17 protein-coding genes are annotated in these 23370 nt (G+C 63.4%); 6 read left to right on the top strand and 11 right to left on the bottom strand.

From position 1 onward, the window contains the following. The 3 genes from JMY29_RS13735 to JMY29_RS13745 all read left to right on the top strand — a co-directional run bounded on the left by JMY29_RS13735 (position 1) and on the right by JMY29_RS13745 (position 1914). Positions 1-615: a 5-formyltetrahydrofolate cyclo-ligase gene (locus JMY29_RS13735; protein WP_189075224.1), complete on the top strand. Its 615-nt coding sequence runs from the start codon at positions 1-3 to the stop codon at positions 613-615. Positions 616-782: 167 nt separating this feature from the next. Further along, positions 783-1055 (top strand): FmdB family zinc ribbon protein, encoded by a 273-nt coding sequence (locus tag JMY29_RS13740; protein ID WP_018776608.1) that lies wholly within the window; start codon positions 783-785, stop codon positions 1053-1055. A gap of 70 nt (positions 1056-1125) precedes the next feature. Then, positions 1126-1914 (top strand): RcpC/CpaB family pilus assembly protein, encoded by a 789-nt coding sequence (locus JMY29_RS13745; RefSeq protein ID WP_189075225.1) that lies wholly within the window; start codon positions 1126-1128, stop codon positions 1912-1914. A gap of 14 nt (positions 1915-1928) precedes the next feature. On the opposite strand, the gene JMY29_RS13750 is transcribed toward JMY29_RS13745, so the two are convergent. The 7 genes from JMY29_RS13750 to JMY29_RS13780 all read right to left on the bottom strand — a co-directional run bounded on the left by JMY29_RS13750 (position 1929) and on the right by JMY29_RS13780 (position 12972). After that, positions 1929-6089, bottom strand: a complete 4161-nt coding sequence (locus JMY29_RS13750; protein ID WP_189075226.1) for a DUF4011 domain-containing protein — start codon at positions 6087-6089, stop codon at positions 1929-1931. A gap of 161 nt (positions 6090-6250) precedes the next feature. After that, positions 6251-7840, bottom strand: coding sequence for a glutamine-hydrolyzing GMP synthase (gene guaA / locus JMY29_RS13755; RefSeq protein ID WP_189075227.1), 1590 nt, complete (start codon positions 7838-7840; stop codon positions 6251-6253). Between the two features lie 109 nt (positions 7841-7949). Continuing rightward, positions 7950-8450 carry a DUF3817 domain-containing protein gene (locus tag JMY29_RS13760; protein ID WP_018776612.1) on the bottom strand — a complete coding sequence of 167 codons (501 nt, stop codon included), beginning with the start codon at positions 8448-8450 and terminating at the stop codon, positions 7950-7952. Next, on the bottom strand, positions 8447-9313 hold the full coding sequence (locus JMY29_RS13765) for an SURF1 family protein (RefSeq protein WP_026266990.1): 867 nt from the start codon (positions 9311-9313) through the stop codon (positions 8447-8449). The genes JMY29_RS13760 and JMY29_RS13765 overlap by 4 nt, the downstream gene beginning before the upstream one ends. 72 nt (positions 9314-9385) lie before the next feature. Next, on the bottom strand, positions 9386-9874 hold the full coding sequence (locus tag JMY29_RS13770) for a PTS sugar transporter subunit IIA (protein WP_018776614.1): 489 nt from the start codon (positions 9872-9874) through the stop codon (positions 9386-9388). Between the two features lie 47 nt (positions 9875-9921). Next, positions 9922-11676, bottom strand: coding sequence for a glycerol-3-phosphate dehydrogenase/oxidase (locus tag JMY29_RS13775; protein WP_018776615.1), 1755 nt, complete (start codon positions 11674-11676; stop codon positions 9922-9924). 162 nt (positions 11677-11838) lie between these two features. Continuing rightward, a complete protein-coding gene (locus tag JMY29_RS13780; protein WP_018776616.1) occupies positions 11839-12972 on the bottom strand; it encodes a GuaB3 family IMP dehydrogenase-related protein in 1134 nt (377 codons plus the stop codon). A 221-nt stretch (positions 12973-13193) separates the two neighbouring features. On the opposite strand from JMY29_RS13780, the gene JMY29_RS13785 reads away from it, so the two are divergent. From JMY29_RS13785 to JMY29_RS13795, 3 genes are read left to right on the top strand one after another with little or no spacing between them, the layout of a single operon-like run. Beyond that, positions 13194-14120, top strand: coding sequence for a WXG100 family type VII secretion target (locus JMY29_RS13785; protein WP_064721615.1), 927 nt, complete (start codon positions 13194-13196; stop codon positions 14118-14120). Positions 14121-14169: 49 nt separating this feature from the next. Continuing rightward, the gene (locus JMY29_RS13790) at positions 14170-14808 is read left to right on the top strand and encodes a hypothetical protein (protein WP_018776618.1); all 639 of its coding nucleotides are present in this window, start codon (positions 14170-14172) and stop codon (positions 14806-14808) included. Beyond that, entirely contained in the window at positions 14805-15455 is a 651-nt protein-coding gene (locus tag JMY29_RS13795) for a hypothetical protein (protein WP_052247246.1), read from the top strand. The genes JMY29_RS13790 and JMY29_RS13795 overlap by 4 nt, the downstream gene beginning before the upstream one ends. Here JMY29_RS13795 and JMY29_RS13800 read toward each other — a convergent pair. From JMY29_RS13800 to JMY29_RS13815, 4 genes are all read right to left on the bottom strand, one after another. After that, positions 15452-17350: an ABC transporter ATP-binding protein gene (locus JMY29_RS13800; protein ID WP_018776620.1), complete on the bottom strand. Its 1899-nt coding sequence runs from the start codon at positions 17348-17350 to the stop codon at positions 15452-15454. The two genes, JMY29_RS13795 and JMY29_RS13800, sit on opposite strands and share 4 nt — an antisense overlap. Positions 17351-17464: 114 nt before the next feature. Continuing rightward, positions 17465-18976: an IMP dehydrogenase gene (guaB, locus tag JMY29_RS13805; protein WP_018776621.1), complete on the bottom strand. Its 1512-nt coding sequence runs from the start codon at positions 18974-18976 to the stop codon at positions 17465-17467. Between the two features lie 210 nt (positions 18977-19186). Further along, a complete protein-coding gene (locus JMY29_RS13810) occupies positions 19187-21262 on the bottom strand; it encodes an acyltransferase family protein (protein ID WP_079580698.1) in 2076 nt (691 codons plus the stop codon). Continuing rightward, on the bottom strand, positions 21259-23358 hold the full coding sequence (locus JMY29_RS13815; RefSeq protein WP_189075444.1) for an acyltransferase family protein: 2100 nt from the start codon (positions 23356-23358) through the stop codon (positions 21259-21261). The genes JMY29_RS13810 and JMY29_RS13815 overlap by 4 nt, the downstream gene beginning before the upstream one ends. Positions 23359-23370: the final 12 nt, after the last annotated feature.

The raw sequence follows: 23370 nt of genomic DNA on the forward strand, positions 1-23370 counted from the left end.
ATGGCGTCGAAAGAAGACATCCGCCGCAACCGGCGGCTGTACAGAAGGGCCCTGACACCAGGGCAAATCGCTGATGCGGGCGAAGCGATAGCCCGGCACGGTTCCTCGTGGGCCAGCTCCGTCACGTCCGGAACACCGTCGTCGTTCGCGGTGTACGTGGGAGTCGCCTTCGAGCCGCCCACCATGCCACTGCTTGAAGCCCTCCACGAAGCGGGCCATGAAGTCCTGCTCCCCGTCTGCGAACCGGAACGGCAACTGAGTTGGGTGTATTGGACGCCGTCCACGGTCTTCACACGGTCCGCCTACGCTCCCATCGACGAACCCACCGGTGAGCACTTGGACAGTTCAGTGGTCGCTTCGACGGCCGGAATCTTCATGCCGGCCACCGCAGTGGACCGGGACGGGAACAGGATTGGCCAAGGCGGCGGTTATTACGACCGACTCCTGCAGGGCCTGGACGCGTCCGGCCGGCGGCCGCCCACCATCGCGGTGGTGTACGACGACGATCTGTTGCCTTCAGGCTCCATACCCGCCGAGGCCTTCGATCGCCCCGTGCGGGAAGTGCTGACACCTTCGGGCGTTGTGGTTCTCGACAACGCAGCGGAGCCCGTCTGACTCCCGGTCATTTCCGGCGGGTTCCGGTTGGTGAGCTCCGGCACAAGTGCTGGCACACCTCAGGGGGACGGATGATAGAATTGGCACTCAGGCCCTGGGACTGCTAATGCGGAAGTTATTCGGCACGGCGGAGCAGGACCTGAACTTTGTCCTAAAGGAGGAACTCAGTGCCCACATACGCATACGCCTGCAAAGACTGTGACCATGCCTTCGACATCGTCCAGTCCTTCTCAGACAGCTCCCTGACAGAGTGCCCTGAATGCAAAGGCACGCTGCGCAAGAAGTTCAACAGCGTGGGCGTCGTCTTCAAGGGCTCTGGTTTCTACCGCACTGACTCCCGCGACGCCAAGGGCAGCACAGTATCCGCTGCGCCCACGTCACCGGCTGCACCCGCAGCTGCGGCCACGCCCGCTCCCGCACCGGCCGCCGCGGCGAGCTAGCTCCGGAACTTTTCCACATAGGCAACCCGGCCCCTGTTAGGCGGCCGGGGCTGCTGACTACCGTGGCGGCATGTCACACTCCGCCCGTAGCGCCTCCCTTGCCCATGCCGAGCGTTCAGCTGGAACAGCTGGACATGAACGGTTGCCGTACCACCCCTCGCCCTCCCCCAGGCGCTTTCCACGGGGGTTCGGCCGTGCGCGGCGCAACGGACCTCCAAAGCGAAAGCCCACACTCAGGGCGTGGCTTTCCCGCAACCGGCGGCTTTGCGTCGCGCTGCTTCTATGCCTTGCTGCCGGTCTGGCGGTACAGCAGCTGACTCCTGTGTCGGCCGCCCGGGTCAGCGTCCTGGTCGCAGCCCGTGATCTACCAGCCGGCGCGAGCCTGAAGGAGTCAGATTTCACCAGGGTCGATGTCGCAGCCGAACTGGCCATCTCCGCGTGGGTGGATGATGTCGCGACCCTGGTTGGGCGCCAGCTGGCCTCTCCTTTGGGCAAGGGACAAACACCCACGGACTCAAGCCTCCTAGGCCCTGGCTTGCTCGCGGGCACTCCTGCAGGTTCCGCTGCCGTCCCCCTGCGCATGGCAGATCCTTCTTCCATCCAGCTTCTGTCGCCGGGGCAGCTGGTGACCGTTGTCCTCACGGCGTCCGGCAGTTATGACGAATCCCGCCAGAGCCAGGTTTTGGCTGGCCCTGTTCCTGTTCTCTGGACTTCGGCCCAGGGCGGCAAGGCCGGCGAATGGCTTGGCACCAGCGATACAGAAGGGCTGGTGGTGGTCGCTGCCAACCCCCAACAAGCAGAAAAGCTTGCCGGCGCATCCACGCAAGGCAAGCTTTTCTTTGTTCTGGTCAGCCCATGAAGCTGCTCAATCGCTCATCCCCAGTGCGGGGGCTTCTGTTCCTTCAACCACTGCTCGTGGTCATAGCCTGCTTCATCGCCCCATCTGCGGGGATCGTCCTCCGCGGCCTTGGTGGGGAGGATGCCGCCCGAGCTGTGCTTGGCAGCCGTCGGCTCGGCGGCTTTTTCAGCTGCCGTGTTGTCCGATCCACTGTTCTCCCCGGCAGAGCCGTCGGTGGAACCATTTCCTTGTTCCGTCATTGGTGCTTCTTTCCTGTCCCCTGTCTGGTCCCGCGTCCCCTTGGCATCCTCCTCGGGTTGGTGATCCGGGCCGGTGGCCGGGGAACGGGTGAACACAGGCTGAGCCTTGTCCAGATTCAATTGTTCAACATCCATGTCCAGGAAGCCATGTTGAGACGACTCGGCAGCCTTCGGAATGTGGTTTTCCAGTCCAAGGTAGGAACCGATGCGATCGGCGCAGGAGGACGGGTCCGTGAAGACTTCGATCGTCCACAGCGACATGTAACGCCACCCCATGCGCTCCAGCAGTTGAGGCCGCAGCCGGCTGCGTTCACGGACACTCATGCGCCGGTATCGTTCCGTGCCATCGGACTCGATGGCTACGGGCGTGGGAATTTCAGCACCTTCCCGGCCAATGGTGTGCACAGGATCAGCGGCTGCGGCTATGTCCAGCACACCGTCGTAAAGGTGCCAGACACGGGCGCCGCGGGCACGCAGTCGTTCGCCAAGATCCGCCACCAACGGGTCCTCGCCAAGTGCTTGCTCGCTGGCAACGGCACGGGATGCCGGAGTTCCGAGATTGCTGTTCCCCGAGAGCTCCCTGTCCAGCAACTCGTAGAAGTCCACTGCGCCGTGCGCCAGGCGATCGAGGTCGAGGTCCTCGGGCCGGAAGCAGCTCAGGACGTGCATGGAGCGCCGGGCCCTGGTCATGGCCAAGGCAAAGCGGTTACGCCCACCCTCAGTGGACAGCGGTCCAAAGGAGTGGAGCGCCCGGCCATGCGGGGTGCGTCCATACCCGAGGGAGAAGATCACATGGTCCCGCACCAAGCCCTGCGCGCGTTCCAGATCCACCACGCGGAAGGATTCGGGGCCGGCGGCGAAGAAGGAAGACAGCAATGGATGGTTCGGCAGTTGAAGCCTGATGGCCTCGCCGATCCTGGCAGCGTGGCGCAGGCTTGCCGTCACCACAGCCAAGCTGGTGCGGGGACGCAGCGTGGCATGTTCAAAGACAAGATCCACCACCCGGTTGACCTCAGCAGTGACGGACTCGACCCCCTCGTGATCGGCGCCCGGAAGGCCGGTGCCGTCAGGGATATACTCCACAAGGATCGAGCGATCCAATCCCGTAACCGAGTTGCCGTCGGGCAGCCGCTTCAGGCCGCCGTCGTAGTAGTTCTTGCTCAGCTGCAGGATCAAGTCTTCATCCACTGCCCGATACACCCAATTCAACTGCCACGATGGCAGGACCCTGGCCAAGGCCTTGAAGGCACTCTCCACAGTTTCGTGGCTCGCGACTCCGGCAACCGGGGGTTCGACGGCCACGCTGAAGGTCCGCGCATTGGCGATCTTCGCGTCGCCGAAAGCAACTACCTGCCGTGCGCGGGCGATCGCGGGAAGGACCGCTTGCAACGAGGTGGACTCAGCGTCGATGACCACGACAGCATCAAACTTCTGCACAGCCGGCAGGACGCCGGTCAGCAGGTACGGGCTGACCGACCACACCGGGACAAGCAACGGCACGAGGTCCGGGGCTTGGGCGCTCAGCGCAGGCAGGGTAACCCGGCCGTCTTTCAGCAAGGCCCGCAGCAGTTCAGCCTGGCGAGGGTGCTCCACCAATCCCTGGCGCCACCTTTGGGCAAGCTGCCAGCGGAGCCGCGCAGCACCGCTGGCGATGTGGGCTTGGTCAGCAAGCCGGAATTCAGCTTCGAGGCGCCTCAGGGAGTCGCCGTCGGACATCGCAAGATAGTCGTCGCCGCTGATCATTGCTTCCAGCGCGGACTGCCACCAAGCCAGGTCCAGCTCCGCGGCCACCGAGGACGCAGGTACCTCCCGCTCCGCCAGATCCGCCAAAAGCTCCCCGAGGCCGTGCTCGCGCATTTCTTCAATGAGGAGCGTGCGTTCGGGCAAGGTTTCCAGCGTGGCGGTGTCGGCTACGAGCTGTTCCAAGCGTTCCATCAGCTCCGCGTAAGGCGTACCGTGGAGCGAGCCTCCGGCCGACGTGTGTTTGAGCGCCTCACCGAGGCGCCGCAGTTCAGCGTCCAGCTCCCGGTACAGTGCGCCGAGGTCGGCCAGGCCGGAAGGAACGGCCGGGTGCCGCTGCGTAGTGGCGTAACCGGCCCACAACGCACGCTGCTCCTGGACAAGGACCAGCGAGCTGTGGAGATCGGCGATATGAACACCGGGCCGCACATACTCCTTGGCGACCCGCCGCAGCCGGGACCGCTGCATGGAAGGCATCTCGATGTTCCGCTCGCGGCGCCATGCAGAACTGGCCGTCGCGGAGATCAAATCGTGAACCGGACGGTCAAAGATGTCCGGCGTGAACTTGTCCAGGCTCTCGCGCACGGCAATCAGGAGTTCGAGCTGCGCGCCCCACTCAGTAAAGGTTTCTCCCAGGCGGATCTCAGCGTGATCGGACACCTGTTTCATGCGGTCACGAAGGACGGGAAGCTTCTCAGCCGCCAAGCGGGCAAGTTGCTGCGCTTCCTCGGTTTCCTTGCGGGTGACCAATCGGGCACCGTACCAAGGGCTGTTGGTCGAAGCCCGGCTGAAACTGCCAAGTTCGGCAGCGCGACGGAGCCGGGCCGCCAGCTCTTCCCGGTCCTTGATGTTGTCCAGGACACTGCGCTTCAAGCGAACTGTCGTGGAGGGTGCCGGATGGATCGAAGTCAGTTCAGCAAGTGACTGCATGGCCTGATACGGCGAGCATCCCCATCGTTCGCGCACGTTATGCAGGGAGGCGACATGGTCCATGAGGGCGTGCCGATGCCCGGTCAGTGTCTGGTGAAGGTTGCCGAGCTGGGGCTCAAGAGCCTTCTCGTTGCGCATGATGGCCCGGACCAGCTGGCCCTTGAGCTGCTGGGGGGTGGCTCCATTGCCTGGCCGGAACAGAAGCGAATCCAGCCCCAGTGATTCGAGGTGAGCGGAAAGCCCGGCAAGGCTGGACTGCCTGTCCCCCACCACCAGGACCGATTTTCCTTCGCACACCAGTGCGCCAATGGCGTTGATGGCAGTCTGCGTTTGTCCGCTGCCCGGGGGTGTGCTGACCACCAGGGAGTCTCCAGCCCGAACGGCGTCAACCACGTACTGCTGGTCCGTGTCGGCGTCGAGCAGGAGCAACTCTTCGGCCGGGTCACGGAGGTCCAAGCTGGGGAACCTGCCTGCCTTGATGGGTTCCGGCTCGATGTCGCCACCGTTGGCCGCCGTCGCCAAGGCCGCCACGGTGGGGTTGTTCAGGTTGATCCAAGGATCATCCAGGTTGCCCTGCAGATCGGCCAGGGTTGTCACCAGGAGATTGAACTCAACCTCAGCGCCATGGATCGGCTGAACCAGCGTGGACAGGCGATCCAGGACGGGTTGCGGATCCAAACGTGCGGTGTTGTAAGCCATTCGCGCGACGGCATTGACGTCAAAGACGATGCCATGGACGGTCTTGAGGTGACGCACCAGGGCGGGATTCATCCGCGCTTGCTCAGTGAGCTGAAGTTCGAAGTCGTCCTCCCCCGGCCGGACCGTCAGGACGATGGACGTGAGCATCACGGGTGCGGAGACGCGCTGTGGCTTGCCGCCCACCGCAGAGGTCCACACCACGGTGCCGGCAGAAAGATACCCGGCTTCGATACCGCGGTCGTTGCTGAGCTCGAAAATCTTGGATCGGATATTGCGCGCCGCACGTGCCGCGACCAAGTACTGCTGGCGGTCCCTGATGAGCGTCGACAGGCGCGTCCGACGCCCTGCCAGCAACTGCGCCAGCCCCGAAGGGTGCGCGTTGCTGAGGTCAATGGCGCCTTCGGGCGTCTTGACGAAACGCAGCATAGTGTCTGCCCCGGTGACGGGTTTGAGACCAGACAGCCATTTGCGGAGCTCTTCGGAGCCCTCTTCCTGGCCTTGACCTACTGACACAACTTCTGCCTTCTTTTCTGTACTAGCTTTAGACGCCTTGGACCATACCGGCATACTTTCGAGGGTAGCGGGAATCCACGGCGAGCCCGCTCCGCAACGCTGTTCCGACGCGAAATTGCCCGGTTTTCACTGCAACATGTCAATCGCTCACCGGCAGGGAACTGCCGGAAAAGCACAGTGGCCGGCTTCCCGATGGAAGCCGGCCACTTAGAATGCTATTCCCACTCGATGGTTCCCGGTGGCTTGCTGGTGACGTCCAGCACCACGCGGTTGACCCCATCGACCTCGTTGGTGATGCGGTTGGAGATGCGCGCCAGGAGGTCGTAGGGCAAACGCGACCAGTCCGCCGTCATGGCGTCTTCGGAAGACACCGGACGCAGCACGATCGGGTGGCCGTACGTACGTCCGTCGCCCTGCACGCCAACGCTGCGAACATCGGCCAGGAGGACAACCGGCATCTGCCAGACGTCGTTGTCGAGGCCAGCGGCCGTCAGTTCGGCGCGAGCGATGGCATCGGCCTTGCGCAACAGATCGAGCCGTTCCTTGTTCACTTCGCCCACGATGCGGATACCCAGGCCGGGGCCGGGGAACGGCTGGCGGCCTACGATTTCCTGCGGCAGACCCAGCTGCGCGCCTACGGCACGAACCTCGTCCTTGAACAGGGCGCGAAGCGGCTCAACCAGCTCAAACTGCAGGTCGTCGGGGAGCCCACCGACGTTGTGGTGGCTCTTGATGTTTGCAGCACCCTCGCCACCACCGGACTCGACGACGTCCGGGTACAGCGTCCCCTGGACCAGGAACTTGATCTTCTCGCCTTCGGCAGCAGCCTGGGCGATGATGGCCCGCTCTGCTTCCTCGAAGGCGCGGATGAATTCGCGGCCGATGATCTTGCGCTTGGTTTCGGGATCGCTGACGCCGGCAAGAGCCGACAGGAAGCGTTCCTGCTCGTTGGCAACGTACAGGTTGACACCCGTGGCGGCCACGAAGTCACGTTCGACCTGTTCCGCTTCGCCTTCACGGAGCAAACCGTGGTCTACGAAGACACAGGTGAGCTGGTCGCCGACAGCACGCTGGACAAGGGCAGCGGCAACTGCGGAGTCGACGCCACCGGAAAGGCCGCAAATGACCTTGGAGTCGCCAATCTGCTGGCGGATGCGCTCCACCTGCTCTTCAAGGATGTTGCCGGTGGTCCAGTTGGGGCTCAGACCGGCGCCCTTGAACAGGAAGTTCTCCAGGACATGCTGGCCCAGAACGGAGTGCTTGACTTCCGGGTGCCACTGCACACCGTAGAGGCGCTTCTCATCGTTGGCGAAGGCAGCCACGGGGGCGCCGGCCGTCGTTGCCAGTACTTCGAAGCCCTCAGGTGCCTCGTGGACGGAGTCGCCGTGGCTCATCCAGGTGTTCTGGGACGCCGGGACGCCGTCGAGAATGGAACGTGCATCGCCCACCAGGAGCGCCTCGGTTGCGCCGTACTCACGCAGCCCGGTCTGGGCCACTTTGCCACCCAAGGCGTTTGCCATGGCCTGGAATCCGTAGCAGATACCGAAAACGGGAACCCCGGCCTCGAAGAGGTCGGCGCCTACGAACGGTGCGCCCTCAGCGTAGACGCTGGAGGGCCCGCCGGAAAGGATGATGGCTGCCGGGTCTTTGGCCAGAAGCTGCTCGGTGGTGAAGGTGTGCGGAACAATTTCCGAATACACATTTGCTTCACGGACGCGGCGGGCAATCAGCTGCGCGTACTGGGCACCGTAGTCAACAACCAGCACCGGCTTCTGGGAAGTCTGGGGTGCGGTGGGAGTAGTCACCAACCAAGACTACTTTGCCGGACCGCCCCCGCGCACGTTGACAAGGGCGGCCGGAGGCCAAAACGGGCACTCCCGTTAGGCATCTCACATCGGGAACGGCCAGTGGCGCCTAGTAGCGCTTGGAAGCCTGGGGATTGGCTGCCAGTTCTGCTTCCACCTGTGCGTGGAACTTCTTCTCCACAATGAAGGACAACAGCGGAATCACGCCGCCCAATGCCAGCAGGACCATCTTGGAGAACGGCCACCGCATCAACGACCACAAGCGGAAGTTGGAGACGAGGTAAACCACGTACATCCAGCCGTGCACGATCAGCACCGTGGTGGAGATGTTGAATCCACCAATGACGCCCTTGGGCTCGGATTCGGCAAAGCCAAAGCCAAAGGGCTGGCCCGTCACGGCGTTGGTTCCGCCGGCGAAGAGTGAAACACCGAAAACGTACCGTGCGATCAGTTCAGCGCACAGCAGGAGCAACATGGCACCAGTCAGGTAGGCCATGACTTTGTAGAACTTCAAGGCCGAACGGATCTGCGCTTCCGTCCCGCCGAACCGCCGCTTTTTGGGCTTTGGTCCTGACTGCTCAGGCTGGATGGCAGGTTTGGGCTCAATCATTGCTGCACCTTATGTTCTGGGTCGGGACTTGAAGGTTCGGTGGTTGCGGGCAAGGCATGGGGGTCTTCAGGGAACTCATCGTAGTAGTCGTCGTCCTCGTCGTCTTCTAGGTCCCTGCGGTAGTCATCACGCACCAGCCGCCACCAGATAAAGACGGAGAATCCGGCGAACACCACCCATTCCACGGCGTAGAAGAGGTTCAGCCAGTTGATCTGCTCTGCCGGTGGCTGCGGTGGAATATTGAGGGCTTTGACGTTGTCGCCCAGTGGGACGCTCACACCGCCAGCCACTTCGGATGTGGCCGCTATGAAACCGGGGTAGCTTGAAACATCCCAGCTGTTGATGAGTTCCGCGGTGGAGACCGCCGACGCGCGGCCCGGGCCGGCGTCGACATTTGGTACGGGCGCTTCGGACGGTATCAGGCGACCGGTCAGCGTAAGAGTGCCCGACGGCGGCGGGCCCGCTTGGGCGGCATCAGCCACCCAGCCGCGTGCTACGGGAATCCAGGTCTGCGGCGAGGCGGCGACACCCTTCAGCGTAGGAGCGCCGTTGACCTCGAAGGCCGTGACGATCCAGAAACCTTTTTGGTTGTTGTAAAGCCTGCCCTCGACCAGGACCTGCTTGCCTGGATCGTAGGAGCCGGTGGCGGTGACCATCTGGTCGGAAACAGAGCCGGGAAAGAACTGGCCCGGCTTCAGGACGTCGACCAGGGGTTTGACTTCTTCAGTGGTGGAAGCAGCAGGGCTCTCGTGCTGGGTGGACCGGCTGAGCTGCCACTGGCTAAGCAGCACGAACACCCCGGACAACAGAAGCGCAAAGACCAGTCCTGCGATCCAGCGGGGTTTCAGAGCGGTTTTCAACACCCCTTAACCGTACTTCGTCCGGCTGTAGAACAACGAAACGAGGGCTGGGGCCGCCTGGAGGGGCACCAATCCTTAGTGGTCGAAGAAGACCAGGCTGGAGTTGATGAGCTCGGAAATCACTTCGGGATCGTGCGCACGGCGCAGGGACTCCCTGAATGATTCCTTGGAGAGGGAACGCGCAAGCGTGGCCAGAACTTCAAGATGGTCCGAGAAGGAGCTGGCCGGTGTGGCGATGAGGAGAATCAGTGTGGCAGGGCCGTCTGCAGCCCCGAAGTCCAGCGCATGGCCAAACTTGGTGACGCCTACGGCGATGGAGATCCGGTCCACGAATTCGCTGCGGGCATGCGGAAGACCGATTCCGCCGGGAAGCCCGGTGGCCAGCTGGTGTTCTCGCGAATGTACCTGCTCCAGGAAACCATCAAGGTCCGAGATCCGTCCGGCCTGATGGAGCTTTTGAGCCAACTGTGCTGCGGCGTCGATCTTGTCCTCGGCAACAAGTTCAAGAATGACCGTGTCCGGGGTGGTCAGTTCCGCATCATATCGGTCCAGTGGTTCAGCCAAGTCGTGTTCCCTCCATGTGGCCTCCCGGCCTCAACTCCCTGCGCCTGTCAGCGGAGGGGAACGATGTCATCCACTCCCATGCGCGCGGCATCCGCCGATTCGTCATCGGGTTGCTGCTGGCTGAGTCGTTCAGCCTCCACACGTGCAAGGTAGTGCTTGATCTCGCTTTCACGCTGAGCATCGCTCCAGCCCAGGATTTCTCCCATCAGCTTAGCCACTACGGGCGCCGCAGACACACCCCGGTCCCACGCTTCAATGGAGATCCGGGTACGGCGGGTCAAAACATCGTCGACGTGCCGAGCGCCTTCATGGGTTGTTGCGTAGACGACTTCGGCTGCCAGGTAGTCATCGGCGCCCGGAAGCGGCTCGCCCAGTTCGGGCCTGTCGGAGATCGTGGCGAGGACTTCCGATGCCATGGACCCAAAGCGGTTGAGCAGGTGCTCCACGCGTGCCACGTGCACACCTGCTTGCTCGGCGGACCTCCCCCGCCGGTTCCAGGCCGCTTTGAATCCCTCCGCTCCCAGCAAAGGAATGGTGTCGGTGCAGCTGGAAGGGACACGCTCGTCCATGGCCCTCGTTGCTTCGTCCACGGCATCCTTGGCCATGACACGGTAGGTCGTGTACTTCCCACCGGCCACCACCACCAGACCGGGGACGGGGTGGGCCACTACGTGCTCGCGGGACAGCTTGGCGGTGGAGTCATTGTCTCCGGCCAGAAGCGGACGGAGTCCCGCATAGACACCTTCAACATCTTCACGGGTCAGGGGACGCTTGAGTACCTTGTTGACGTGCTCCAGCACGTAGTCAATGTCCTTGCTGGAGGCAGCCGGATGGGCCTTATCCAACGTCCAGTCCGTGTCGGTAGTACCGATAATCCAGTGCCGGCCCCAGGGAATCACGAAGAGCACCGACTTTTCAGTACGAAGGATCAGACCCACAGTGGACTGGAAGCGGTCCCGTGGCACCACCAGGTGGATTCCCTTGGAGGCACGGACCTTGAGCTGGCCACGGTCCGTGACCATGGCCTGCGTTTCGTCTGTCCACACGCCGGTGGCATTCACCACCTGCTTGGCCCGGATCTCGAAGACGCTGCCGTCCTCTTGGTTTTCCACCTTGGCACCCACCACGCGTTCGCCCTCCCTGAGGAAGTCGACCACGCGGACCCTGTTGGCCGCGTGTGCCCCGTAATGCGCCGCTGTCCTGACCAGGTTGACCACAAGCCGGGCATCATCGACCTGGGCGTCGTAGTAACGGATCGATCCCACGAAGGCATCGTCTTTGAGGCTGGGAGCCGCACGCAGGGTGCCGCGTCGGAAGAGGTGCTTGTGCATGGGGACACCACGGCTGTGGCCGGACGTCAGACCCAAGGTGTCGTACAGCATTATGCCTGCGCCCACGTAGGGGCGTTCCCAGAAACGGTGGGTCAGCGGGTAGAGGAACGGAACGGGCCGGACCAGGTGGGGTGCGATCTGCTGGATCAGCAATCCGCGCTCCTGAAGGGCTTCCTGGACCAGCCCGAAGTCCAGCATCTCCAAATAGCGGAGGCCACCATGAATGAGCTTTGAGGAGCGGGATGACGTGCCGGACGCCCAATCCCTGGCTTCGACGATGCCAACTGTGAGCCCGCGCGTGACCGCGTCCAGGGCAGCACCAGCGCCCACCACGCCGCCACCGACAATCAGGATGTCCAACTCCTTGCCCGGCTCGGCAGTGGCTTTCAGGACATCAATGGATGCGGCACGGGATTCCGGGCTAAGTGCCCCCGGAGAATTCACCTGCGGACCGCCTGCGACATTGCTCATCGGACCCCTCCTCAAACGCAACAGCTGGTAATCCCCTACCCTACTTGTTGCTCGTCGCCTTGGGCAGGGCTGCCGATGAGGTGCATCCGGACAGAATGCGGCAAAAAAAGACCCCGGGAGCAGCGTGTGGTCTGTTCCCGGGGCCCTCCTTCTGTTTTAGGCCTAGCCGAGGTACGGCGAAACGACGACGTCGACCCGCTGGAACTCTTTCAGGTCCGAATAGCCGGTGGTCGCCATGGAGCGACGCAGGGCACCAATGAGGTTGGAGGTGCCGTTGGTGTGGTGTCCGGGACCGAAGAGAACTTCTTCCAGGGGGCCAACAGTTCCAACGTTAACCCTGTCGCCGCGCGGGAGTTCAAGGTGGTGGGCTTCCTGGCCCCAGTGCCAGCCCTTGCCGGGGGCTTCCTCGGCCCGTGCCAGTGCGCTGCCCAGCATGACGGCGTCGGCGCCCATGGCAACTGCCTTGACGATGTCGCCCGAGGCGCCCATGCCGCCGTCGGCAATGACATGCACGTAACGGCCGCCGGACTCATCGAGGTAATCACGGCGGGCGGCGGCGACGTCGCTGATGGCCGACGCCATCGGCGAGTGGATGCCCAAGGCGCGGCGCGTAGTTGTGGTGGCACCGCCGCCGAAACCGACCAGGACGCCGGCAGCGCCGGTGCGCATGAGGTGCAGCGCCGGGGTGTATCCGGCGGCACCGCCGACGATCACGGGAACGTCGAGTTCGTAGATGAACTGCTTCAGGTTCAGTGGCTCGTGGTTCTTGGAGACGTGCTCGGCGGAGACCGTGGTGCCACGGATGACAAAGATGTCCACACCGGCGGCGAGGACGGTCTTGTAGTGCTCCTGGGTGCGCTGCGGCGTCAGGGAGCCTGCCACCGTGACGCCGGAGGCGCGGATCTCGGCAAGGCGGCTGGTAATGAGTTCAGGCTGGATGGGTGCCTTGTAGAGATCCTGCATGCGCCGGGTAACGGCAGGGCTCGCGGTTTCGCCGGCGAGCGCTGAGATCTCATCCAGCACGGACTGGGGATCTTCGTAGCGGGTCCACAGGCCCTCGAGGTCCAGGACGCCGAGGCCGCCCAAACGGCCCAGGGCGATGGCGGTTTCCGGCGACATGGCCGAGTCCATCGGCGCTGCGATCACCGGAATGTCGAACTTGTAGGCGTCGATCTGCCAGGAGACGGAGACGTCCTTGGGATCGCGGGTCCGGCGGTTGGGGACGATCGCAATGTCGTCCAGGGAGTAGGCACGACGCCCACGCTTGCCACGGCCAATCTCAATCTCATAAGTCACGGCTCTTACTTTACTGGACCCCTTGCCGAACCCCGATTCGGCAAATGGCGTGGGCACTTCACAATGCGCCAAGAAGACATTGAAAGCCCGGCCGGTTCCGGGTGCGCTGGCTACTTGCCGTGCGCGCCTGGCAGTTTCCACATGGGCAGAGGTGCCCATGGCAGGATCCCGGACAAATCCGATAGCCTGCGGAAACACACCACACCATGCAAGGGGGAACCATGGCGCCCGGATTCTACGGAGCCGACATCGAACAGCTCCGCTCGTTGTCCAAGCAGATGGGACAAGCCGGGAGCCGGCTCCAGAACCAGGAACTCCAGGTCAACAGCCTGATCACCAGCGTGGCGTGGAAAGGAAACGACGGCGAGCGCTTCCGACGCGAATGGAGCAGCACCCTGCGCCCCATGTTGCACAAAGCCTCCCGTTCCCTGGATGACGCGTCCAAGATGCTCCGCACCCAGGCCGATGAACAGCAGAAGGCCAGTGCCGATGGCGGCGTTGCCGGCTTCGGACCCGGCGGATCTGGCGGTCCCGGCGGGTCTGGCGGACCGAACGTCCCCCAGGTCCCCGGTAGCAATGGAAGCCAAGTCGCCCCCACCACTGGCTTGGAAGGCGTGCTCGGCGTCAGCGGCAGCCAGGGATGGTGGGCCGGAAACGCCCTCGTGACTGCCAACGGCGTGGTGGCGGACTCCATCCTGGCCCAGATGGCCAGGGGCGGATTGGTGACTGAACTGACGAGGTGGCCGTGGCTGAGTGCCCAGTACGGACAGGCTGCCGGCGCCGGGTATGTCAGGGGTACCCAACTGCTCAACGGCAGTTCGATGCTCGGCCGTGTCTCGGGAGCATTGGGCGTCGTGACCGGCGGGTTGCAGGTCTATCAAGGCATCCAGACGGGACACCCCGGAATGGCCGTGGACGGCGGCATCTCCGCTGCCCTGGCCGTGGGCAGTTTCGTCCCGGTTATCGGCCCTGCCTGCGCCATTGCCGGCATCGCCTGGGGTGGCCTCGGCCTGTTGGCCACCAACATGGGCTACGATTCCGCGTCTTCCATGATCGCTGACGGCGCGAAACATGTGTGGGAGGGAGCGCAGGACGCCGCCGGAGCGATAGCCGACGGCGCGAAGAAGGTCTGGGGATGGCTCACATGACCCCGCGACTTCCTAGACTGGACACAGAACCGCTCAAGAGAAGGCAGAAATGACCACGCAGACCGAAGAAACCCAGGCATTGCTCATTACCGAACATGAGCTCATCGCACTTATTGCACTGGCTGGCACCGACGGCGCGCTGAGGTGCCAGACCCTCTTCCGCCTCGACCACGCAGCCGGGGCTCCCCTGGAACAGGCAGGGGTATCCACGCTGTTGGAGCGTGGGTTGATGAAGATCGAAAACGACGCACTCCAGCCCGTCGGCCCGGCTGCCACGGTGACAGCAGTGCTTGCAGATTCCACGTCGTGGCTGGAAACGGCCCTCGTGACCCCGTCGTCTGAACATGTCTCCTTCATGTTTGGCGCAGAGCAGGGCGCCCTGCTGCTCAACCTGAGCAAGTACGGCGTTCACGAGCTGCACCCCATTACGGGCTCCGAAGGCATGGTCACCACGGCCATCCAGATGGCCGACTACTACCTGAAGCAAGCACCGGACGGATACCCCGCGGCCGCCACAACGCGCCGGCACTTTAAGGACGGAACCTCCCGCGCAGTCCACGTCAAAGCGGAGGCCGACGGTTCCCTTTCCATCGCTGAAGGCGAGGGCGAAAACCTCGACTCGTCGGCCCTCGCGAGTGAGCAGCTCGATTCCCGGATCCGCGCAGGACTGGAGCAGCAGAACGCGTGAGCTACCAGTCCGGCCCCGCTCCACTTTTCCATTCCGACCGCCCCTTGGACTATTGGCTTTCCCCTGAGCTCTCCGCCATCACTCCGGCGAATGCGCGCTCCCGCCTGCGCGAAATCGCCGGCGCGCGCGGCGCCTACATGGGTGCCTGGGCTGCCGGGACCGGAATCGGAGCAGTCCTCGTCCTTTTGGGCGTCGTCCTCGCGGTCCGGCTTGGCACCTTCGCGACTATTGCCGCCCTCAGCCTTCCCGGCGCGGCAGTCGCAGTGCTCTGCGGCGTCTTCTACGTCCGGGTGCGGGACCGGTTGCCGCGGACAAGCCGTGCGCTGGTCAATCGTGGGCCCGGGAGCCTGCGGGGGGCGCTCTCCTTCGTAGCGTTTGTCCTGGTCGTCTTCGCGGGACTGTTCGCTTTCACGGCCAAACCCTCAACGTGGCAGGACCCCGGGACGCTGCTGACACTGGCAACAGTTCTTGCGTTCATGATCTTCCTTTTGGTGGCCGCGATCCTCGTCCCCGCCACCATCATGGGCCGTTCACGGGAATCCCTGCGTCGGAAAGCTGCTAGTGATCCACGCTTCCGGGCGCTTTTGGAACAGGATCTTGCCACCTGGCGCGATCCCGTGGGCAATGCCGGCTACGGCCCGCTCTAAGCCTCGGGACTCTCCCGGCTGGCCTCATCCACCGAAAGCTGGGACTCGAACATCCTGAAGTACCGTCCGCGCAGGGCCACCAGTTCCCTGTGCGTACCTTGTTCGGCGATTCGACCGTCCTCCAGCATGTAGACGATGTCCGCCTTCTCAATGGTGGCAAGGCGGTGGCTGATGGCGATGATGGTGCTGTTGCGATCGGCGAAGAGCCTCGTGAAAATCCGGTGCTCGGCCAGGGCATCAATGGCTGAGGTGGGCTCGTCCATCACCATGAATGAGGCGTCACGGTAGAAGTTGCGGGCCATCGCCAGCCGCTGCCACTGGCCGCCGGAGAGCCCGCTTCCCTTCCGCCCGCGTGGATCTTCCATCCAGTTGCTGACATGGTTTTCCAGCCCGTTAGGCAGCTTGTCGATGAACTCCATGGCCTCCGCGTCGGATGCCGCCTTCCGGATGCGCAGATCGTCCCGGGGCAAGTCGACGTCGCCGAGGTAGATGTTCTCTGCGGCCGTGGCGAACTCGTACTTCAGGAATTCCTGGCTCAGGACTGCCAGGTGCCGGTGCCAGCTGGTCACGTCAATTCCGGCCAGATCCTTCCCGTCCAACAAGACCTGACCGGAGTCGGGCCGGTAGAGCCCGGCCAGGATCCGGATCAGCGTGGATTTCCCGGCGCCGTTCTCCCCCACGATGGCGATGTGCTGCCCCGCCTTGATGGTCATGGAAATACCCTTGATGACCTCGATGTCGCTTCCCGTATAGCTGAAGCGGATATCACGCAGTTCCACGGTGGTGGGCGACACTTCCAAGGGTTGTTCGTTTCCGCTGGGCACCGGCAACGCCATGAAAAGCTCGTAGTCCTTCAGGTTGGCCAGGTCCTCGTCAATGGAACTGAGCGAGGACACCAGGTTGTTCGCCGTTGACAATGCACGGCTCACGATCTGCTGGACGTAGAGGAACTGACCCACCGGCTGGGCCCTGGCAATGATCTGCCCCACCACCCACACGAGCGATACCACTTCAGCGCCGTATTGCAGGGCGTCGGCAGCCAGCTGCTTGGGGATGTACCGTTTCTGGAAGTCCAGGCGCCTGCGTTCGTCGGCATCCCTCAACCTGGAGCGAAGTTCCATGAGATAGCCGACAATGCCGTACAGCCGCATTTCAGCGATGTGCTGTGGCCGCAGCAGGTTCTGCTCGATCATCCGGCGCTGCCTGCGCGAATCCACCTGGGTGTTCCAGTGGGCGATCTGTTCACGCGACAGCTTGAACTGGAGGTAGACGCTGGGCACGATCGCCACCAGCACGATCACGGCAATCCACCAACTCACCAACAGCAACGCGCCGACGGCTAGAATCACCGAGACGAGCTGGGTGAAGATGGCCGCAATCCGGTCCAGGACCCGCGCATAGGAGTCGGAGAAACGCTTTGCGCGGTCGTAGAGATCCACGGTCTCTTTGTCGTCGTAGCGCCAGAATTCCAGTGCCAGGAACCGTTGGTACATCAGGTCGCCCACGATGGCGCCCACCTTGAAGCTCATCAGCTGCTGGATGTAGCGGTCCACACTGCTGAACGCACCCCAGAACAGGCCCAGGGCAGCTGTGATGACGACGTAAAGCACTGCGCGGGGGCCCGCGTCGGGGTCCCCTGCGTATCCGGCAGCCAGGGCCGTGGTGGTCAACGCTGCAAAGTACGTGGTGACAAGCGGCAGGGTCGCTGAGATCACCGAGCCAAGGACTTTCATGATGACCGCCACCGGTGAGGCCTTGAAGCTCACCTTCAGGACCTGCCCGACGGCGCGTGCGTACGGCCGCAGGGCCAGCTTGCGGGGCGGCGCTTTCCCCGGTTGGCCCGGATTCAGCGGGATCGACTCCGGGTGCCGCGGTTGCGCGGACTTCTCTGACATGTGCCCAGCCTATTCCCGAGGGCCGACATTACCGTCGGGCGGATACCGGGCGGTTACACAGTCGGGTGGTTAAACAACTGTTCCCCGCGGAAATCCGCGGGGAACAGGAGGTGCTTAGCGGGAGCCGTAGTTGGGGGCTTCCACAGTCATTTGAATGTCGTGCGGGTGGGATTCCTTCAAGCCTGCCGGGGTGATGCGGACGAACTTGCCCCTGGCCTTGAGTTCGGGGATGGTGGGCGCACCCGTGTAGAACATGGTCTGGCGGAGACCGCCAACCAGCTGGTAGGCGACCGATGCCAGCGGGCCACGGAAGGCAACGCGGCCCTCGATGCCTTCCGGAATGAGCTTGTCATCGCCGGAGACATCAGCCTGGAAGTAGCGGTCCTTGGAGTAGGACGTGTTCTTGCCACGGGACTGCATGGCACCCAGCGAGCCCATTCCGCGGTAGCTCTTGAACTGCTTGCCGTTGACGAAAATGAGGTCGCCCGGGGACTCCTCACAACCTGCCAGGAGGGATCCGAGCATGACGGTGTCGGCGCCGGCGACCAGCGCCTTGCCGATGTCGCCCGAGTACTGCAGGCCGCCGTCGGCGATCAGCGGGACGCCTGCCGGGATGGCAGCCTTGGCGGATTCATGGATTGCGGTGATCTGCGGAACGCCCACGCCGGCAACAACGCGGGTGGTGCAGATGGATCCGGGTCCGACGCCAACCTTGATGCCATCGGCACCGGCGTCAATCAGAGCCTGCGCACCTTCACGGGTGGCGGCCTGGCCACCGATCACGTCAACGTGTGCTGCAACGGGATCGGACTTCAGGCGGCGGATCATGTCCAGGACGCCCTGGGAGTGGCCGTTGGCCGTGTCAACGAAAAGCGCGTCAACGCCGGCGTCGATGAGCTTCATGGCGCGCTCCCAGCCGTCACCGAAGAAGCCGATGGCAGCGCCGACCCGCAGGCGGCCTTCATCGTCCTTGGTGGCGAGCGGGTACTGCTCGGCCTTCGTGAAGTCCTTGGTGGTGATGAGGCCCTTCAACCGGCCCTGTTCGTCCACCAGCGGGAGCTTCTCGATCTTGTTGGTGGCCAACTTGTGCGAGGCTTCGTCGCGGCTGATGCCCACGTGCCCGGTGATGAGCGGCATCTTGGTCATGGTGTCGCTGACACTACGGAACGGGAAGTCCGATTCCGGGATGAAGCGGGTGTCCCTGTTGGTCACGATGCCCAGGAGGCGGCCGTCGGTGTCAACAACCGGCAGGCCGGACACGCGGTACCGGGAGCAGAGCTCGTCCAGTTCCTGCAAGGTGGCTTCCGGACCGATGGTCAACGGATTGGTGATCATGCCGGACTCGCTGCGCTTGACGCGGTCAACGTGCTCCGCCTGGTCGTCGATGGCGAGGTTGCGGTGAACCACGCCCAAGCCACCCTGCCGCGCCATGGCGATGGCCATGCGGGATTCGGTCACGGTGTCCATGGCGGCGGACAGCAGCGGTGTCTGCACGGTGATGCGCTTGGAGATCCGGGAAGACGTGTCCGCTTCGGACGGGATGACATCCGTGTGTCCGGGAAGCAGCAGGACGTCGTCGTAGGTCAGGCCGATAAGGCCGAAGGGATTGTGTTCGGGCTGGGTCATGAGTGCGCCTCTTACCTTGGTTCCGGGGGCTTAACTGGTAGGGGTTGCAACTGATGACCAGCCCGTCATTACGGGACTGGCCTGTGCATAAGTGTTGAATAAATAGTAGAACCTCCGCGGCAATCGCCATATTCCGTAACGCCGGAGTGTGAGCAACAGCACTGGCGGCAGGCCGCCGTCGCCGGTTTTCAAGTCCCCGGGCAACGAAAATCAGCTGCGTGACCAGCCGGTGGCCGCCAGGAGCCGCTCCTCGAACATCGGGATCATGCTTTGCACGTAGGTCTTGGTGAGGTGGTTGTCGTCCTTGTAGACATAGACATTTCCAACGACTGCAGGGCACGTGCCCTGCTCGCAGATGAAGTCGCTCATGTCCATCAAGTACAGCCGGTCGACTTTTCCGACGTAATCATCCAACGGTGAAGACTCCGCAAGGGACTCTTCCAGCGGCGCCTTGCAATCGGGCGAGTCGGGGCCCTTTTTCTGCACGCATTCGGGCATGTTGATGCTGAACCTGGGATTGTCGCGGATTCCCACAACATCGATCCCCGCGTCCGTGAACGGTTTGATGCCTTCGAGGTATCCGGGCACCTCCGTCTCGAACGGGGCATCAGCGTGCGTCAGCGACGCCACCGTGAACACGGCGTCAGGCTTGTGTTCCATCACGTAGTTGGCGCTGGCCTTGTTGAATTCATTGCACTCGTCGGTACGTTCGACGGATTCGGCGCCGAAGCGGCAACTGCCTTTGAGCAACGTCACCACTTCCCAGCCGTGCTGCTTGGCGATGGGGCCGAGCGCCGCCATGTACTGCTGGGCGTGCGAATCACCGAGGACCACTATTTCCTTGGTGACGACGTCGGGTTCGTCGTTCTGGAGGCAGCCCTGCAGCAAGGGGTCGCTGGGCACGTTGTCTCCGGTGCACAAGCCGTCGATGTCAGCCCACTCGTCCTTCATGGCCGCAGGGGCCGGAATGATCATGGCCTCCTGGGCCGGCTGCCCGACGAATTCCGGCGACAAGGCTGCAGCCCCCGGCGTCAGTTCCTTGGGCTGGCCGGCAATCGCCGCATCTTCAGCGGCGATGGCACCCTGCCAAACGGTCACCGGCATGGCGAGCAACGCACCGCAGGCGGCTATCACGACGGCGGCGCGCCAGGAGCGCACGTCCGGCCACTGCCAGCGGCGCATGGGCTCCTCCACGAACCTGGTGGTGCCGATCGCAAGGAGCATGGACGCCGCCATGATGCCCAGGCCCTGCAAGAGGCTCGGAGCCGTGGTGCCGCTGACCAGCAGGAAGAACACCAGGACCGGCCAGTGCCACAGGTAAAGGGCGTAGGAGTTGTTACCCACCAGGACCAACGGCCGTGAGCTCAGGAGGCGATCGACGCCGAAACGGCTGCCGCTCTGCCCGGCGACGATGACAGCGGCGGCGGCAAGCGTGGGCCACAACGCGATGAATCCCGGGAAGGACCGGTCAACTGTCAGGACCAGGCCACAGGCGAGCATGGCGGAGATTCCAGCCCAACCGAGGAACACCCGGAGCCTGCGCCCGGGCTTCAGGTACGGGAGTGCCAGGGCGAGCAGGGAACCCAGCGCGAACTCCCAGAGCCGAGCACGGGTATCGAAGTACGCGTACTCCTGGTTGTTGGCGGTCTGGTCGATGGAAAACACCAAGGAGGCCAGAAAGACCGCGCCGAACGCGAAGAAGAGCAGGCTCCGGTGACTCAGCGTCCGCCCCTTCGGGAGAAGCCGGGCCAGACTTGGCTGCAGCAGCGCCACGGCAGCGAAGACCAGGGGCCACAGGACAAACACCTGGCCCTGGACAGACAGGGACCAGAAGTGCTGGAGCGGGCTGGCACCGGAGTGGTCCTGCGCGTAGTAATCCACGGCATTGTCCGCGAGCTGCCAGTTCTGCCGGTAGAACAGGGACGCCCAGGCTTCGGCCAGGACATCCGGCCAACGGCTCTGCGGAATGAATGCCCAGGTCGCCAGCAGAACACCCAGCAAAACCACGACGACGGCGGGCAGGAGTCGCTTGAACACGTGGAGCCAGTGCCGCAGCAGTTTCAGCGGCGAACCGGCTTCGAGCTTCCGCGTGAACGACAACGTCAGAAGGAAAGCCGAGATGAGGAGGAACACGTCCACCCCGCCCGAGACCCGGCCAAGCCAGATGTGGTAGGCAGCGACCATGAGCACAGCCAGGGCGCGCAGGCCCTGGACTTCCGGACGGAAGCCGCGTTCCGGCGTCGTGATTTTATCCACGCTGCGAGTGCTGGTGCGGGTGCTCATCATCGTTGCCACCCCGTCGCGGCAAACCACCTCTCATCAAGCATGTCCGTCATGCTCTTCACATAGGTCTTGGTCAAGTGGTTGTCGTCCAGGTAGACGAAGGTATTGCCGATGATGGGCGGACAATAGAGGCCGATGCAGATCAGGTCTGTCATGTCGATCAGGAACAGGTCCTGGTACTTGCCCATGACTTCCTCAAAGGGGCTCGGATCTGCCAGTACGTCCGCTTTCAGCGGCCGGCAGTCCGGGCTGTCCACTCCCTTCGAAAGGGTGCAGTCCGTCAGGCTGTAGGTGAACCTGGGATTGTCCCGTACTGCGACGACCTCAGTGCCGCGGGCCGTGACTTCAGAGACGAGTGCCTCGAATCCATGCGTCAGCTTCTCGTCCGGCTCCGAGGGTTCGGCCTTGGTGCCCACCGTGAAGATGGCGTCGGGGGCGTGCTCCTCAATGTGTTTGCGCACTTCCCTGTTGAACTCATTGCACTCGGGCTCGACATCGGAATCGTCGGTCGCAAACGGGCAGGCCCCGTACAGCAAGGCATACAAGCGCCAGTGGTGTTCTTCAGCCATCTGGCCCAGCGCGGCCAGCCATTGCTGGGAATGCGAGTTGCCCAGGACGAGGACAGTCTTGGTGGCATCAGAGCCCACGTTGTTCTGCTGGCAGTTGTCGCGCAGCAGCTGCGACTCCGGTTTGGTATCACCGGAGCAACCGTCCGGAAGCTTGGCCCAGTCGCGCCCGATCCGTTCCGCGGTGGGCTGGGTGAGGGCGTTGGGGGCAACCTCGTTCACATACGTGGGCAGCAGTGCCTTGGCGCCGGGATTGTCGAAGACCATCCGGGCTTCAGCGGCCTGCTGTTCAAGGTCCTGCCTGTATTGAAAGCCCATCAGGGGCGCAGTGACCACGGCAAGGCAGGCGACGATCGCGATGAACGAACGGCGGCGCTTCATCTCGGGCCACTTCCACTGGCGGAAGGGCTTCTCGATGTACTTGGTGGTGAGGAACGCCAGCGTCAGCGAGAGGGCGATGATGGCCGTGCCGGAAAGCCATCCAGCGTGCTCTTTGCCGCTCCAGCCCAGCGCGATGACCAGGATGGGCCAGTGCCAGAGGTACAAGGCGTAGGAATTGTCGCCCAGGCGGACCAGGAACTTGGAGCTCAGGATCCGGTCGACACCGAAGCGGCTGCCGGTCTGGCCTGCCGCGATGACGGCGACGGCTGCCAGGGTGGGCCACAATGCCACGAAACCCGGGAAAGCCGTCTGGACCTGCAGCACGATGCCGCAGGTGAGCATGGCAATGACGCCGATCCAGCCCATCAGTACGCGGACGGGTTTGGAGAAGTTCAAGCCCGGCAGCACCAGGGCCAGCAAGGTGCCCAAGGCAAATTCCCACAGACGGGCGAAGGTATCGAAGTACGCCACAGCCTGGTTGGTGGCCGTGAAGATGATGGAGTAAACGAACGAGACCAGGAAAATTATGGCGAAGACGTACACGAGGGTCGCCCGGTACCTGAGGGCAAAGCGGCGGCACAGAAGCGCGACCGCTGCGAAGATCACCGGCCAGATGATGAACACCTGGCCCTGGATGGACAGTGACCAGAAGTGTTGCACCGGGCTGGCCATGCTGTGGTCCGTGGCGTAGTAGTCCACCGCAAGCTGTTGGAGCAGCCAGTTCTCGTAGTAGAACAAGGACGCCCAGGCCTGCTGGACAATTTCAGCCCACCGGGTAGGTGGCAGGAGGACGAAGGTGGCTGTCAGCGTTCCCAGAAGGACAACCACGACGGCGGGCAGCAGCCGCCTGAACAGGTGCAGCCAGTGCCGCAGGAGGTCCATGGGGCGGCCCTGTTTATAACGGCCCGTGAACTGCAGGGTCATGAGGAACGCGGAGATGAGGAGGAAGACATCCACCCCTCCGGAAACCCGGCCGATCCAGATGTGATAGCTCACCACCATGAGGACGGCCAGTGACCTGAGACCTTGGATTTCAGGGCGGAACTTGGACTTTCCAACGGGACCGGAAGCCCGCCTACCGCGGTGGGCAGGGGCTGTAATCGCTGGGGTAGTCACGTTAGGCAGTTCCTTAAAGCGGCTGGCACAAAGCATCCATAATACGCG

Origin of the sequence: Paenarthrobacter nicotinovorans, from assembly GCF_021919345.1 — a bacterium.
Taxonomy (GTDB): Bacteria; Actinomycetota; Actinomycetes; order Actinomycetales; family Micrococcaceae; genus Arthrobacter; species Arthrobacter nicotinovorans.